This window comes from Salinisphaera sp. LB1 (assembly GCF_003177035.1).
GTDB lineage: Bacteria > Pseudomonadota > Gammaproteobacteria > Nevskiales > Salinisphaeraceae > Salinisphaera.
The window spans coordinates 3,158,585-3,173,020 of record NZ_CP029488.1 but is presented as its reverse complement, the minus strand read 5'-3'; the positions used below and the strand labels follow the sequence as shown (position 1 = coordinate 3,173,020).

Sequence of the window (14,436 nt, the reverse complement as noted above, 5' to 3'; positions counted from 1 at the left end):
CGAGTTTCGCCACGATGCGCACGAGCGTGAAAGCGACATCCGGACTGCACGCTACTGAATGCTGACACACAATCTTTGCGACTATGTAACAGTGTTGTTTTGATCTTGCGGACCAGGCGCAGGTTCCGACGAACGGGCGCCGCTGGCGTCGATCCCGGGGCGCCGCATGCCCGGCGAAGCCAGCAAACTATGCCGTCGCGTGGTCACGCAAAATCCAGGCACCGGACACAAAAAACCCCCGAGCGCGAGTTTTCCGGATGCACACGGAAAATTCATGAACTCTCATGTACACACACAAGGGGACCAAACGGGAACTCAGACGATAGGCACGTCATCGACGGCCTCAACCACCACGGCGGGCACTTGTCGCTTCGGTATCGACCCAAGGCTCGTCGCTGGTGTCGGCGATCGCTGCCGTGAACGAGCATTCGCCGGATCGCCGGCTTAAACGGGGCCATCTGGGCCCGGAATACACGCCGCAAGCGATCATTGCGATGCTCGGTTAGCGCGACCAGCAGCGACGCGGCGGATGGCGGCTTCGCGATCGCGCAGCACATCAGCCAGCTTTTCACGATATCCATTGACGACCGTTTCCGGTGCCAGATCGGGGCGGCCGGAATCGAATGGCGGCGCGGGCGCGTATTCGAGCGCGAGCTGGATGGTCTGCGCCACGCCCACGCCGGCGATCCGGGCGACCAGCGCGAGCGCGAAGTCGATGCCGGCCGTTACCCCGCCACCGGTCCAGATATTACCGTCATTGACGACGCGGCCCTCGTCGGGGATCGCGGCGAATTCGGTCAGCATATGCCGCCATGCCCAATGACAAGCCGCGTGCCGCCCCTCTAACAGACCGGCGGCCGCCAGAATCAATGAGCCAGTGCATACCGATGTCACGTAGTCGGCCGAACCGGCCAGGCGCCGGATCGCGGCCATGAATCCGGGACGCTCCATCGCCTCCACGCAGCCGAATCCGCCCGGCACGCACAGCACATTGCAGTGCGTAATCGTCGCAAGGTCTTCCAGACCTGCGAATACCAACCCTTCCGCCTCGATATCCCGGCCGCCTTCCGAGGCTACGCTGAGGTGAACGCCGGGCAGGCGCGCAAAGACCTGATGCGGGCCGCAAAAATCCAGATGGGTTACGCCCGGATACAGTGGGAACACGATATGCGTTGTAGGAGCGGCGCTTGTCATGGGCTGGCCTGATTGGGGTGGTTGATTCAGGATAGCGATTTCGCGGATGTCGCGAATGTCATCCTTCCCTCGTTTTCCGCCATGACTTACCGCGTCGGCTTCTTCGTATTTCCGGATTTCCATATCCTCGATCTCACCGGTCCATTGTCGGTGTTCGATAGTGCCGGCCATTTCGGTCGCGCCTACAGCGCCGACATCCAGGTGTTATCCATGGCCGGTGGTTTGATTCGCAGCTCGTCGGGCCTGGTCACGGACACGACTCGCTGGAACCACCAACCCGTTGATACATTCATCGTGGTCGGTGGCCGCGGTTCTCGGGCCGCTTCGGCCTGTGTCGACAGCGTAGCCGCCGTGCGATACGCCGGCACCACAGTGCGCCGGATCGCCAGCGTTTGCACCGGCGCCTTTGTGCTCGCCGCAACCGGCCTGCTCGACGGGCGCAAGGCGACCACACACTGGCGCCACGCGGGCGAGCTACAAAGCCGGTTTCCAAGGATTCTTGTCGACGGCGAGTGTATCTTTATTCAGGACGACCGATTCTGGTCATCTGCTGGAATCACGGCCGGCATCGATCTGGCCCTGGCGCTGATCGAGTCTGATTTCGGACCGGAACTCTCGCGAGCGATCGCTGGCGAATTGGTGGTCTATCATCGACGCTCGGGCGGCCAGTCGCAGTTTTCGGCCTTGCAAGCGCTGCAACCGGCGTCGGATCGTGTTCGTGTCGCGCTGGAATATGCACATGCGCATCTGCAAACCGAGCTGTCGATCGAATGCCTGGCCTCGGCAGCCGCGCTCAGCGCGCGACAACTCACGCGGCGGTTCAAGGCCGAAACCGGCCTGACACCTGCGCGAGCGGTCGAGCGCCTTCGGGTGAAAGAAGCAAGACGACTGCTCGGCGACGGCGGACTATCCGTGGCACAAATCGCCCGCGCCGTTGGCTTCGCCAACCCCGAACGGATGCGGCGAGCCTTCATCCGACGTCTCGGCCATCCACCACAGGCGCTACGGCGCGCCAGCCGTTAATTTCGTCTATCCGGCTGGACCCTTATTCTGAGCTATGAAAACGCCTCGGGGATCTCTTCCATCGCTTCTTCGGTATGAAATATTTTGAATCCGCGATCTTGGTAATTCTGTAGCGCTTTGGGGTGATCCAGTGTGCAGGTGTGCACCCATACGCGCTCGGCGCCCATATCCCAGGCCCGGGAAATGGCTGTCGTCAGAAACGCGCCCCCGATACCCGTACCAATAAAGGTGGGTAGAAGCCCGAAATATACGACTTCAACACGTTTGTCTTTCTGAAATTCAAGTTCGAAATAGCCCGCCGGCGTACCCGAGACATGGGCGGCCCATATCTCGGTTTCAGGACGATTCAGGTGGGCAAGCCAGTCTGTATCCGTCCATGAGAGCCGTGAAGTCCAGAACCATTCAGCGCCGACGCCAGCGTACAGGAAACGATTAAACTCGGGCGACGCTATTTCGCTCTGGATTAATTGAAACCGGTCGTAGCCAGATTTTGCGGGTCGCAACTGTCCGGGTTCACGCATCTCCAGGTAGGTTGTTTTAACAAGACGCTTCATAGCAATTAAAAAGAGGTAGCGACGGCTTCCAACTCGGATTGGATAATTTCAGCGATGCGATCTGCCCATAACGTATACGCCGCCGCGCCCGGATGGAAGCCATCGACTACGACATAGACTTTGTCGGCGGGAAAGATCACCGGAATAAAACGACACGCCGCGTTATCCTGCGGAATATGTCGCATGATTCGATTGAGTCTTTTCGCGCGTGCACCCAGCCACCGGCGCAAGGGCTGTGGCAGCGCCGGGAATTGATGCATCGGCGGCACGCTGGCCAGCAAAATGTCGCGGGCTTGAAACCTCGTTTTGAGTAACGAAACAACTTTCCGCAGATTGTCGGCCCACTGCCTCGACGACGTGCGTGCTGTGAAATCGTTGACGCCGACGAAAACCAAGACAAACAGGCGCTGGGCCAAGGCCACGACGACCACTTCGGCGCCCGGCACACCTTGGCCATTTCGGTCGCCGGCAGGCCCCGGGAGAGAACCAAGAACCGCAGTCTCAGCGAATCAACCGTCTGAGTTCATCGCACGATTTTGAGTTCGTCCGATGCAGGCACGTCTACGCCCGGCCATTCTTTTGTCAGGACCAAGCCGTGGTCAGTTTGACTATATTACCCAGTGGCGTCAGCCTGAAATCAGTCACCGATCTTGCGGATTTCGTAAGCTCAGTGCGCTCTTGCAATCCCTCAACCATCCGAAACCGGCGTCGGTCCGGCGCTAAAGGACTCAAACCTACGCGCCGAGTGTGCCGTGGCAGTGACCGAGCCCTGCCGGAGGTAGTTTTCCAAGTGGTCGAGCAGCGCGGTGTTACCACTGGCGCTATTGCGCCAGACCGACAGTTCGTAATCGGGCAATGCCGGCAGATGCCGCGCCGCAATCAACTCGACCACGCGGGCCGATAAGTCGGGCAGGCAGCGATGGGGGAGTACACTGACCGCCAGACCGGCACCGACGGCCGCGGTCACCGCTGAAAGGCTGACACAGGTATAGGCCAAACGATAGCGAATGCCGGCTTGTTCCAACGCGTGCAATGCGTCTTTACGAAAGCGGCAGCCTTCGGGAAACAACGCCAGGGGCAACGGGTCGTGATCGTAGACCGCGGTTTCCGGCGACCCGATCCAGACAAGCGCGCCGCGTTGAATGACGCGGCCGAAGTCGTCGCCGGACCCGCTGGTAATCACTGCCATGTCCAGACTGCCGGCCTCGATGCGGCGCAAGATATTGGCGGTGGTATTGCAGTACAACTCGACGCCGACTTCGGGATGCGTCTTCGAGAAACGCGCCAGCAGGTCGGGCAAGAGCGTGGCCGCGAAATCGTCCGGTGCGGCAAAACGGATATGACCGCTCAGCGGCTCCCGATCGAAGGCGGCGGCCGCCGCTTCGTAGGCTTGCAGGATACGGTGCGCATGAACCCGTAGTTTTTCACCGTCGGCGGTGAGTCGTTTACATCGACCGGCCTTTTCGAACAAACGCGCACCCATCTCCTCCTGAAGTTTGCGCATCTGCAAGCTGACTGCGGCTTGGCTGCGGTGAACCTGCCTGGCGGCGGCGGTAAACGTGCCCGTATCGGCGACGCACATAAATGTTCTCAATAACTCGGGATCGACTGGCTGTTTCATGGCGGCTACCGTCACGGCTAATACATAAGCATTGGTTATGAATGAGCCCAGTATAAATAGTTGGAATGATCGATCGATCCACTCCTATGCTGCCGCATGCCTGTACCCACTGCGATCCGAGAACAGAGTCATGTCGGTTCATGATCATGCCGGCCCGCGCGGCGTAAACGCCATCCCTTATGTCTTTGTGCTCATCTGGAGCGCCGGCGCCATCGTGGTCAAGCTGGGTTTGCAGGATACGAGCGCTTTGGCGTTTCTGGCGCTGCGGATGCCCCTCGCCGCATTGGCCGTGTGGTTGATTATCCTGTGGATGCGGCCGAAATGGTCGTATTCGCGGTCGGGGTTGGCCATCACCGCCGCAACCGGCCTGTTGATGCAGGTGGTCTATCAATCCTGTTTCTTTCTGGCACTGGCATATCAACTGACCCCTGGCATGATGGCGATCATTCTCGGAACCCAGCCGCTGCTGACCGGCCTGGTTCGTTTTCGGCAAACACACGCACGCCAATGGTTGGGCTTGGTACTCGGTCTCAGCGGCTTGATCCTGGTGGTCGGTGTTGGCGCGCTCGCACATCAGGTGCCGATAGCAGGCCTTGTGTGGGGCCTGTTGGCGCTACTGGGGATTACTGCCGGCACGCTCATGCAAAAGTTCAACAGTGCGTCCAGACCCATTCTGTGCGACATGGCCGTGCAGTATTCGGTGAGTGCGGTGGTGCTGGTGGTGATTGCGCTGTGGCTGCCGGGGCAATCCGTTCACTGGACGCCGGTGTTCACGCTGACGCTGGGCTGGATGTCGTTGGTCGTGTCGGTCGGTGCGACACTGCTGCTTTACTTCATGATTCAGCGGGGCGAAGTTACCCGGGTCACCAGCCTGTTCTTCTGCGTTCCGCCGGCCACCGTACTGTGGGATTTCCTGTTGTTCGGCGACCGACTGTCCGTGCCCGCATTGATCGGCATGCTGCTGGTCGTCGCCGGTCTCATCCTGATTAACCGGCCCGCAGCCAGTAAATCACCCGCAGTCAACGGCTGAGAGGCAATGTGAATATGCCGCCGGCCAAAGTCGGTGGCGTATTCACTGTTCCTGATTTGAGCGTCATTTGGGGTGTCTGTGCCGCGCAGGGATTATCTACTCCCAAATATCGCCGGATTTCAATGGACAGGCGTGGGAGGATACAGACGGCATGCACAAAAAAGCCCGTATAAACGGGCTTTTAAAGACTTCCCTGGAACGCACTGCAAGATTTGGTGGAGGCCAGGCCCGGAATCGAACCGAGGTACGCGGCTTTGCAGGCCGCTGCATCACCACTCTGCCACCTGGCCCCGAGTGCGAAGCCCGAGAATAAACCAGGCCTCGACAAAGAAAAACCCCGGCCAATACGGCCGAGGTTTCGGCTGTCTGGAGCGGGAAACGAGATTCGAACTCGCGACCCCAACCTTGGCAAGGTTGTGCTCTACCACTGAGCTATTCCCGCCGTGTGAGCGCGTATTATAGGGCAGCGAAACAAGGTGTCAACGATTGATTCCAATCGATTCCGAAATTTGCCGGCCCGGGCCGATCCAGTGCTTCAGCCACGCTCGATGCTCAGCGTCGGCCAGGCCTGGCGCAGGTAGATCACCATCGACCACATCGTCAGCGCCGCCGATATGACAAGCAGCACCACACCGCCGGTATAGATCGCCTGCTGGTGGTAGAGATCGTAGAGCATGAGGAAGATCGCGAGCATCTGCACGGCGGTCTTGTATTTCCCGAGCGAACCGACCGAAACCACGCCGCGCTGGCCGAGTTCGGCCATCCATTCGCGCAGCGCCGATACGGTCAATTCGCGGCCGACGATAATGCTGGCCGGCAAGGCGACGAACCAGTGTGGATCGCGATACACGAGCATGACCAGTACGGCGCAGACAATGAGCTTGTCCGCGACCGGGTCGAGAAAGGCGCCGAACGCCGAGGTCTGATTCCAGCGTCGCGCGAGATAGCCATCGAGCCAGTCCGTGGCCAGCGCGATGCCGAACAGCACGGCGGCCACCACGTTGAAACCCGGGAGCGGAACGAATAACAACCCAAGCACGAAGGGAATGAGTATGAGCCGGAACAGGGTGAGCCAGATGGGCAGGTTCAACGTCTCTCCTCGCGTTGTGGTCGCACGGGCGGTCGCTTACGCCGTGTCGTGAAAATAATCGTAGATCCGCTGCGCCATGGCAGTGCTGATGCCGTCGACGCGCGCCAGATCGGAAACGCCGGCCCGCGCCACCTCGCGCGGTCCGCCGAAGGTCTGCAGCAGGCTTTTCCGTCGTTTCGGCCCCAGCCCTTCGACGCCGTCGAGAACCGAGGCGCTGCGCGCCTTGCCTCGCTGGCCTCGATGCGCGGCAATCGCGAAACGATGCGCCTCATCCCTGATCTGTTGGATCAAATGCAGCCCCGGTGAGTCGGCTGGCAGTATAAGAGGTGCATTCTGCCCCGGCAAAAACAGCTGTTCCAGGCCCGGCTTGCGCGTCGTGCCCTTGGCAACGCCCAGCAGCTGCACGCCGCTGACCCCGAGCTCGTCGAGCGCCTCCCGGGCCACGCCCAGCTGGCCCTTGCCGCCATCGATGAGCAGCAGGTCGGGCAGTTTCGCTTCGCCGGCCTTGCCCCGCTTGAAGCGCCGCGTCACGGCCTGGCGCATCGCCGCATAATCGTCCCCCGGTTCGATGCCGGTGATATTGAAGCGCCGATACGCCGATTTGTTCGGCGCCCCGGCCTCGAACACCACGCACGAGGCCACCGTCTTCTCGCCCCGGGTATGACTGATATCGAAACAGGCCATCTGCATCGGCGGCTCATCAAGCCCGAGTGCCTCGGCCAATGCGGTCAGGCGCTTCTCCACGCCCGCGCGGCTGGCGAGTTTGGCCGACAGCGTCTGCTCGAGCGTGGCGCGTGTGTTTTCCAGCCAGCGGCGACGCTCGCCGCGTACGTTGGTCTTGATGGCCACGCGCCGCTTGCCCCGCGCCGAGAGGCTCTCGGCGAGTTCGGCATCGTCGACGGGCATCGGGTCGACCAGAAGCTCCGGGGGCGCCGGCCGGTCGATGTAGTACTGGCTGATGAACGCGGCCATCGCGTCGCCGACCGTGGTACCCGACGGCGCACTGGGAAAGAAGCTGCGATGGCCGAGATTGATGCCGCCGCGTACCGTCACCACCACCACCGCGGCCACACCACCGTCGATGGTGCCGCAGATCAGGTCGAAATCGCCCTTGCCGCCCACAGTCTGGCTCTGCGCCTGGAGCCGACGCAGGGCCGAGATCTTCTCGCGCAGGCGGGCCGCGGTCTCGAAATCGAGCCTGGCCGACGCGGCCTCCATGTCCTGGACGAGCCGGTCGATGAGTTTTTCGTTGCGCCCTTCCAGCATTTCCACCGCGTCGGACACATCGCGCGCGTAGTCCTCAGCGCTGATGTAGCCCACGCACGGCGCGCTGCAGCGCTTGATCTGGTATTGCAGACAAGGCCGCGATCGGTTCTCGAAATAGCTGTCGCGACAGTTACGCAGCTTGAACAGGCGCATCAGCGTATCCGCCGTATTCTTCACCGCGCCGGAACTGGGGAACGGGCCAAAATAATGGCCTTTACGCTTCTGCGCGCCGCGGTGATAGACCACCCGCGGGTAGTCGTTATCGCCCGTGAGCAGCAGATAGGGATAGCTCTTGTCGTCGCGCAGGACCACGTTGTAGCGCGGCCGGTGCTTTTTGATCAGCGTCGACTCGAGCAGCAGCGCATCGTCTTCAGTATGGGTGACGGTGACCTCGATATTGGCCACCTGATCGAGCATCGCCTCGGTCTTGGCGCTGCCCGAGGCCCGCAGGAAATAACTCGATACACGCTTTTTGAGATTCTTGGCCTTGCCGACGTAGAGCACCTCGCCGGCGGCGTTATACATGCGATAGACGCCGGGGCGCGTGGTCAGCTGTCGGACGTAGCGGTTGGGGTCGAATCCGGTCTCGTCGGTCATGGTTCTATGATGCGTCCGAAGCGGTTGATGACAAGTCGCGCACCGAGTCCACCGCCGCTCGCGCCCGGGCGAATACCTCGTCGAACATGGCGGGCGTGAGCCGGCGCGTATTCTGGTTGTAGCGGCTGCAATGATAGGAGGCGATCAGCCGACGCCCATCAGCCAGCGTGTATGCCGCGGCATGGCCGAAGGGATAAGCCACCTGGCGCAGGCCAAGCGCCCGCACGGTGGCCTTGTGGGCCAGCCTGCCGAGCGTCACCAGCACCCGCGCGGCGGCAATCTCGTCGACCAGAAATCGATTGCAGGTGTGGATCTCGGCGGCGATCGGGCGATTGTCCGGCGGCAGGCGTTTCACCGCGTTGGTTATGCGGCAGTCGTAAAGTTCGAGACCGTCGTCCCGGCCAACCGAGCGGGGCGCGCTGGCAAAGCCGTGGGCGTGCAAGGTGGCATAGAGCAAGCTGCCCGCGTCGTCGCCGGTGAATGGACGCCCGGTCGCGTGGGCACCGTGAAGCCCGGCGGTAGTGTCCTGTCCTGGGTATTTTGTCGCATTCAGCGAGGCGGCGCGCGTTCGTGGCAAGGCGCGACGCGCCGGCCAGGGCCATCCCCTGGCCAAGCGGCGCAACGCCGTCCACGGGCGTGCGCCGCCTCGCCCCACACCCTATATCCCGAAGGGAACGCCTGTGCGCCCCCATCACCGCGTTGCGCTCCTTTGCCATAGGCTCGCCATGGCGCAGTCGCGCGCCTTGTGCTGGGCCCGCACAGGCGTTCTGAATACGGCAAAATACCCAGGACAGGACACTCGCCCGATCACCAGCAGTGCCGCATCCGGCGAGCCGAACGCGCGCACGGGCGCGCCGTGATGCGCCGGGAAAGCGCGCCGCGTCTCCCGGCGCAATGCCACCAGACGCGGACAACGACGACAATGGGGCGCGGGTTCGCGCATCCCCTCTCCTCCATTCCGGCGCGCAGTCCGGACATCCGGGTTATTCATTACCACCGGTCGGTCGCGCCGGCTATGGCGCTCGGTGAGGCCGCCCGGTCGACCCGCAATCCACCGGATCGGACACGGCGAGCGGCCCCGCGCACGGCCCGCCGACCGGCAAGGCCGCGCCGCGCACGATCACGGACCAGGCCTCGACGCGCCGAAGTCGTGGCAGCACGGGCCAGGCCAGGAACCGCGGTCTAACAGGACGCGAATTGACGCGGATCGGGGGCCTGGGCCGGATGATCGACGATCATTCGGTGACGCCCGAACGCGTCGTTCTATAATGCCAACTCGGCATTGGAGACCACGATCCCGTCGAGATCGGCGTAGAGCCAGTCTTCGGGCATGAACGACACGCCGGCGAAGCGGACTGGCACGTCTCGTTCGCCGACATTCTTCTTGTCCGACTTGAGCGGATGCGTGTTCAGCGCCTTGACCGCCACATCCATCTGCGAGATCGCCTCGGCATCGCGGATACAGCCATAGACGATGATGCCAGCCCATTCGTTGTCGATCGCGAGTTGGGCGAGATTGTCGCCCAGCAGCGCGCAGCGATCGGAACCACCGCCATCGACCACCAGTACGCGGCCGGCGCCGGGCTCTTCCAGCGCGAGCCGCACCAGCGAATTATCCTCGAAGCACTTCACGGTACTGATGGGGCCGCCGAAGGCGAGCCGGCCGCCGAAGTCGGTGAACATCGGCTCCAGAATCTGGAGCTGATCGGCGAACTCGTCGCACAGATCGGTTACGGGATACATGAAAGTCTCCTTGCTCAGGACGCGGAATAACGTGACGCTGCAGGACGCGCGCCGAGACCGCACAGGCCCGCCAGCGCACCGCCACTCAACAGAATGAAATAGATCAAGGACCAGGCCGGCAAACTCAGGCCGAGGAACGCGCCCTTGACCGTGGCACAGCTGGCATCACCGCGCAGTACGACCGACACCACCTCCTGTAGCGGCATGATGTGGATCAGGTAATTCAGGCCGGGACCGCAGGCGGGCACCTGGTCGGGCGGCAGATGCATGAGCCAGACGTGGCGCGCGGCGATGGCGGCACCGGCAAGGGCCGCCAGGCCGGCCAGCCCGGCGTAGACACGGTGCGCCAGCCCGCCTGGACCATGGACCCAGCCCACCAGGCAAAACAACGCCACGCCGGCCATGGCCACGCGCTGGAAAATACACAGCGGACAGGGCTCGAGCCCGCCGACGTATTGCAGCAGGTAGACCAGAACCAGCGCGGCGGCAGCAGCGGAGAAGCCCGCGGCGAAATACAGGCGAGAAGTCATCGACGGGATATTCCCACAGCGTCCGGCCGGCGGCAACGCAGATGGAGGCCGCACAGTGGTCTGTTATAATGAAGTGCATGATGACACTGCGTGCCTTGCCATGACGCCATCTCGTGTCGTGGCCCGGGCCGCGAGTGCGTTGTTGATCGCCGGCAGTCTTTCCGGCATCGGGGCAGCCGCCGCACCCGGCGCTGTATCCGCACGTCTCGATCGGCTCGGGCACGGCTTGTTTCCCGGCGTCGGGCACCTTCTGGCACCGGAAAACACCCCCTGGCCGCGCTTCGTCGATCCGTGGTCGGCCTCATCCCGCCCGGCCACCGTGCTGCGCGAGATCGCAGCGCTTCCCCCCAGGCCGCGAGCCGATCCGCCGCGACCGGGGCTGAATCCACGCCAGCGGCAGGACCTCGGACGACGGCTGCACACGACGCTGCCGCGCTATAATCAGCTGTTCGCAAATGCCGGCCATGCTTATGGCTTGCCGGCCTCGCTGCTCGCTGCGGTCGCGTACATCGAGTCCAAATGGCGCCCGCGCGCGACCCATCACCGCGCTGCCGGCATGATGATGCTGTCGCCTTCGACAGCGCGGACGGTGGGTGTGACCGACCGGCTCTCCGCGGTGGCAAGCGTGCGCGGCGGCGCTCATTATCTGGCACGAATGCGTGCCCGGGTTTCGAGCAAAGTGCCCCTGCCCGATCGCAACGATTTCGCACTGGCCGCGTACAACATGGGCATGGGGCATCTGCGCGATGCGCAGACGCTGGCGCGTCGGCTCGGCAAGAATCCGCATCTATGGTCCGATCTCAAGCAGGTGCTGCCGCTGCTGGCCGAGCCGCGTTACTACACTGACCTGCCCCACGGCTATGCCCGCGGCGGCGATGTCGTTGCCTATGTCGAGCGCGTACGCGGTTACCAGGCGCTGATCGCGCCGCATCTCGACTGATCGGCGCATCGCGCCGGTCGCCCCTTCAATCACTCGAACCCTTTCAAGGAACCCGACTTGTCCGATTTCATGCCGACCACGCCGGTCGTCCAACGTCATGGCCCGCTGCAACTGGCCGGGCGCGTGTTCTACCCCGTGGTCACGCTCATCCTCACACTGGTCGCCGCGACCATGCTCTGGCCCGAAACCATGTCGGGCGTGTTCAATGTACTGCTGGCCGATATCGTCCATTACTTCGGCTGGTACTACATCTTCATCTGCGCCGGCTTCATCGGCTTCTGCATCTGGGTGGGCTGCAGCCGCTTCGGCGCACTCCGGCTCGGGCCGGACGACTCGCGCCCCGAGTTCTCACGCCTGTCCTGGTACACAATGTTGTTCTCGGCCGGCATCGGCATCGGGGTCATCTTCTACGGTACGGCCGAGCCCATAGCGCACTTCCACCACGCGCCGCGGCAGATGGCGTCCGGCACCATCGCCGCCGCCCGCTATGCGATCCAGCTGACCTGGATGGAATGGGGCGCGGGCGCGTTCGCGATCTATATCATCGTCGGGCTGGCGCTCGGATTCGCCACCCATCGTCGCGGCCGACCGCTGGCGATCCGCTGGGGCCTGGAACCCCTGCTGGGGCGCTGGGTGCACGGCTGGATCGGCGACCTGATCGATATCGTGGCCATCATCGGCACCGTGTTCGGGCTGGCGACCTCGCTCGGTCTCGGCGTCATCCAGATCAATACCGGCCTGCAGTATCTCGGCATCGCCCACTCCTCGCTCGACCTGCGCATCACCATCATCGCGTTGATCAGCCTGGCCGCCGGCGTTTCCGTGCTGTCGGGGTTGTCGCGCGGCATCAAGTGGCTGTCGAACCTCAACATCCTGCTGGCCGCGGTGCTACTGGCCTTCGTGTTCGTCTTCGGCCCCACTGTATTCCTGCTCAAGGCCCTGACCGCGTCGTTCGGTTACTACTTCCAGCACATCCTGCAAACGAGCTTCGAAACCGACTTCTCCACCGGCAGCGACAAGTGGCAGTCTTACTGGACGGTCTTCTTCTGGGCCTGGTGGATCGCCTGGGGGCCGTTCGTGGGCACTTTTCTGGCGCGCATCTCGCGCGGGCGCACGGTGCGCGAATTCGCCCTCGGCGTGCTCTGCATCCCGACCCTGGGCATTTTCCTGTGGTTCGGCACCATGGGCTGGGCCGCACTGCACCGCGAGATGTTCGGCGCCGGCGGACTCGGCGATGTCGCGACACAGCAGGTCGTTTTCGATTATCTCGCCGGGCTGCCGTTCGCCACGTTCAGCTCGATTCTGGCGATCGTGCTCATCGTGACCTTCTTCGTCACCTCGGCCGACTCGGGCGCGTTCGTGGTCGCCGTGCTGTCCACCGGCGGCATGACGCGGCCCCCCGTATCGACCCGCGCGTTCTGGGTCCTGCTACAGGGGCTCGTAAGCATTGCACTCGCCATCGCCGGCGGCCTGTCGGCGCTGCAGACCGCCTCGCTGGTCGGCGGCCTGCCGTTTTCGGTGGTGATGATTCTAATGTGCGTAGCCGTCGTGAAGAGCATGCGACATGAACTCGCCGTCTCCGAACGCCTTCGCGCCGCCGTGCCAGGCACGATCACACCAGCCGATTGAGATGCCAGCCACCGGCCTGCGCCACGTGCGCGGGCTGGCCCGCAGCACCGATGGCGAGCACGTGGGTGCGCGAATTATCCCGGCCCGCTCGGTAATACCGGCGCGCAAGCCGCATAGCCGGGTATCCGAAGCGGCAATGTTTGCGTCGACGCGGCCCGCGGATACACAGTCGGGCCATTCATTCCTATCGCGATACATCATGATCGAATTCTATTACCACCCCTCACCGAACCCGGAAAAGGTCGCACTCTATTTGGAAGAAAGCGGCCTCGACTACACGCTGAAACCGGTCGACACCCGCAAGGGTGAGCAACATGCCCCGGAATTCCGGAAGATCAATCCGAACGCCAAGACGCCGGCGATGGTCGATACCGACACTGGCGCGCGCGTGTTCGACAGCACCGCGATCCTGCTGTACCTGGTCGACAAGACCGGGCAATACCGCTTGCCGGAAGATCCGGTCGAGCGCGGCCAGGCGCTGTCGTGGCTGATGTTCATCGCAACGGGCATCGGTCCGTACTCGGGCCAGTGCGTGCACTTCCGGCATTTCGCGCCCGAGGGCAACGACTACGCCATCAATCGCTACGACTTCGAAGCCCGTCGTCACTGGGGGTTGATCGAGCAGCACCTGGCCGATCGCCGCTACATGGCGGGTGAAGCCTACGGCATTGTCGACATGGCGCTATGGGGCTGGGGCAGCCGCGTGCCGTTCATTCTCGACAACCAGGAGGTCTGGTCGGACTATCCGCAGATCAAGCGGTTGCTCGACGAAATCGAAGCCCGGCCGGCAGCGCAACGCGCTCGTGCGTTGAAATCCAGGCATGCCTTCAAGACCGAGATGGATGACGAGGCCCGGCGCCACATGTTCCCGCAGAACACCGCCCGCGCCTGATCGAAGGACTGCGAACCGGCCGCGGCGGCCGGTTCGCCCGACTCGGCGCCGTTCAACGATCGCCGGAATCGTCGCGGCGCCGGGCACCGGCATGCCGCAGCGCGGATATCGCATACGCGAGCGCCGCGGCCACGGCGATGGCCCCGAACACGATCTCGAATTGGGGGTAGAGCCGGACGAGCAGTAACGCCAGCATCGCCACGAACAGCGCACCCGAGCGCTGCATCCGGCCGCGGTCCCCCATGCGCAGACTGATCAGGAACGCGCCCATCGCGCAGGCCGCGCCCACGGTCAACAGATTCAGCAGCATTGAACACCTCCACTGGC

At 63.1% G+C, this 14,436-nt stretch carries 14 protein-coding genes, 2 tRNA genes and 1 pseudogene; 5 read left to right on the top strand and 12 right to left on the bottom strand.

Annotated features, from left to right (window positions below; translation table 11 throughout):
• Positions 1 to 486 precede the first annotated feature (486 nt).
• Entirely contained in the window at positions 487 to 1,194 is a 708-nt protein-coding gene (locus SALB1_RS14275; RefSeq protein WP_109994460.1) for a DJ-1/PfpI family protein, read from the bottom strand.
• Positions 1,195 to 1,275: 81 nt separating this feature from the next.
• On the opposite strand from SALB1_RS14275, the gene SALB1_RS14270 reads away from it, so the two are divergent.
• Positions 1,276 to 2,217: a GlxA family transcriptional regulator gene (locus SALB1_RS14270; protein WP_109995462.1), complete on the top strand. Its 942-nt coding sequence runs from the start codon at positions 1,276 to 1,278 to the stop codon at positions 2,215 to 2,217.
• 32 nt (positions 2,218 to 2,249) lie between these two features.
• On the opposite strand, the gene SALB1_RS14265 is transcribed toward SALB1_RS14270, so the two are convergent.
• From SALB1_RS14265 to SALB1_RS14255, 3 genes are all read right to left on the bottom strand, one after another.
• Positions 2,250 to 2,771, bottom strand: a complete 522-nt coding sequence (locus tag SALB1_RS14265) for a GNAT family N-acetyltransferase (RefSeq protein WP_109994459.1) — start codon at positions 2,769 to 2,771, stop codon at positions 2,250 to 2,252.
• 5 nt (positions 2,772 to 2,776) lie between these two features.
• Entirely contained in the window at positions 2,777 to 3,193 is a 417-nt protein-coding gene (locus tag SALB1_RS14260; RefSeq protein ID WP_158590752.1) for an SGNH/GDSL hydrolase family protein, read from the bottom strand.
• A gap of 266 nt (positions 3,194 to 3,459) precedes the next feature.
• Positions 3,460 to 4,407, bottom strand: coding sequence for a LysR substrate-binding domain-containing protein (locus SALB1_RS14255; RefSeq protein WP_145961331.1), 948 nt, complete (start codon positions 4,405 to 4,407; stop codon positions 3,460 to 3,462).
• A gap of 115 nt (positions 4,408 to 4,522) precedes the next feature.
• Between SALB1_RS14255 and SALB1_RS14250 the strand changes: the two genes are divergently transcribed.
• A complete protein-coding gene (locus tag SALB1_RS14250) occupies positions 4,523 to 5,422 on the top strand; it encodes a DMT family transporter (protein WP_158590751.1) in 900 nt (299 codons plus the stop codon).
• Between the two features lie 216 nt (positions 5,423 to 5,638).
• Here the strand turns inward: SALB1_RS14250 and SALB1_RS14245 are convergent.
• The 7 genes and pseudogenes from SALB1_RS14245 to SALB1_RS14215 all read right to left on the bottom strand — a co-directional run bounded on the left by SALB1_RS14245 (position 5,639) and on the right by SALB1_RS14215 (position 10,648).
• Positions 5,639 to 5,712, bottom strand: a tRNA-Cys gene (locus SALB1_RS14245).
• Between the two features lie 77 nt (positions 5,713 to 5,789).
• Positions 5,790 to 5,864: transfer RNA gene (locus tag SALB1_RS14240), tRNA-Gly, on the bottom strand.
• A 93-nt stretch (positions 5,865 to 5,957) separates the two neighbouring features.
• The gene (gene pgsA, locus SALB1_RS14235; RefSeq protein WP_109994455.1) at positions 5,958 to 6,512 is read right to left on the bottom strand and encodes a CDP-diacylglycerol--glycerol-3-phosphate 3-phosphatidyltransferase; all 555 of its coding nucleotides are present in this window, start codon (positions 6,510 to 6,512) and stop codon (positions 5,958 to 5,960) included.
• 36 nt (positions 6,513 to 6,548) lie between these two features.
• Positions 6,549 to 8,375: an excinuclease ABC subunit UvrC gene (gene uvrC / locus SALB1_RS14230; protein WP_109994454.1), complete on the bottom strand. Its 1,827-nt coding sequence runs from the start codon at positions 8,373 to 8,375 to the stop codon at positions 6,549 to 6,551.
• 4 nt (positions 8,376 to 8,379) lie between these two features.
• Positions 8,380 to 8,889 (bottom strand): annotated as a pseudogene (locus tag SALB1_RS14225) (uracil-DNA glycosylase family protein); the annotation flags it as partial.
• 749 nt (positions 8,890 to 9,638) lie between these two features.
• Entirely contained in the window at positions 9,639 to 10,118 is a 480-nt protein-coding gene (gene rraA / locus SALB1_RS14220) for a ribonuclease E activity regulator RraA (protein ID WP_109994452.1), read from the bottom strand.
• Between the two features lie 14 nt (positions 10,119 to 10,132).
• Entirely contained in the window at positions 10,133 to 10,648 is a 516-nt protein-coding gene (locus SALB1_RS14215; RefSeq protein ID WP_109994451.1) for a disulfide bond formation protein B, read from the bottom strand.
• 100 nt (positions 10,649 to 10,748) lie between these two features.
• Between SALB1_RS14215 and SALB1_RS14210 the strand changes: the two genes are divergently transcribed.
• The 3 genes from SALB1_RS14210 to SALB1_RS14200 all read left to right on the top strand — a co-directional run bounded on the left by SALB1_RS14210 (position 10,749) and on the right by SALB1_RS14200 (position 14,109).
• A complete protein-coding gene (locus SALB1_RS14210) occupies positions 10,749 to 11,588 on the top strand; it encodes a transglycosylase SLT domain-containing protein (protein ID WP_109994450.1) in 840 nt (279 codons plus the stop codon).
• A 57-nt stretch (positions 11,589 to 11,645) separates the two neighbouring features.
• Positions 11,646 to 13,217, top strand: coding sequence for a BCCT family transporter (locus SALB1_RS14205; protein ID WP_109994449.1), 1,572 nt, complete (start codon positions 11,646 to 11,648; stop codon positions 13,215 to 13,217).
• A gap of 199 nt (positions 13,218 to 13,416) precedes the next feature.
• Complete coding sequence (locus SALB1_RS14200) at positions 13,417 to 14,109, top strand: glutathione S-transferase family protein (RefSeq protein WP_109995461.1); 693 nt, start codon at positions 13,417 to 13,419, stop codon at positions 14,107 to 14,109.
• Positions 14,110 to 14,161: 52 nt separating this feature from the next.
• On the opposite strand, the gene SALB1_RS14195 is transcribed toward SALB1_RS14200, so the two are convergent.
• Entirely contained in the window at positions 14,162 to 14,419 is a 258-nt protein-coding gene (locus SALB1_RS14195) for a hypothetical protein (RefSeq protein ID WP_109994448.1), read from the bottom strand.
• Positions 14,420 to 14,436: the final 17 nt, after the last annotated feature.

Coding starts and splice junctions, on each gene's coding strand:
- SALB1_RS14275 (WP_109994460.1), bottom strand. CDS start 1,194: ATGACAAGCGCCGCTCCTACAACGCATATCGTGTTCCCACTGTATCCG.
- SALB1_RS14270 (WP_109995462.1), top strand. CDS start 1,276: ATGACTTACCGCGTCGGCTTCTTCGTATTTCCGGATTTCCATATCCTC.
- SALB1_RS14265 (WP_109994459.1), bottom strand. CDS start 2,771: ATGAAGCGTCTTGTTAAAACAACCTACCTGGAGATGCGTGAACCCGGA.
- SALB1_RS14250 (WP_158590751.1), top strand. CDS start 4,523: ATGTCGGTTCATGATCATGCCGGCCCGCGCGGCGTAAACGCCATCCCT.
- uvrC (WP_109994454.1), bottom strand. CDS start 8,375: ATGACCGACGAGACCGGATTCGACCCCAACCGCTACGTCCGACAGCTG.
- rraA (WP_109994452.1), bottom strand. CDS start 10,118: ATGTATCCCGTAACCGATCTGTGCGACGAGTTCGCCGATCAGCTCCAG.
- SALB1_RS14215 (WP_109994451.1), bottom strand. CDS start 10,648: ATGACTTCTCGCCTGTATTTCGCCGCGGGCTTCTCCGCTGCTGCCGCC.
- SALB1_RS14210 (WP_109994450.1), top strand. CDS start 10,749: ATGACGCCATCTCGTGTCGTGGCCCGGGCCGCGAGTGCGTTGTTGATC.
- SALB1_RS14200 (WP_109995461.1), top strand. CDS start 13,417: ATGATCGAATTCTATTACCACCCCTCACCGAACCCGGAAAAGGTCGCA.
- SALB1_RS14195 (WP_109994448.1), bottom strand. CDS start 14,419: ATGCTGCTGAATCTGTTGACCGTGGGCGCGGCCTGCGCGATGGGCGCG.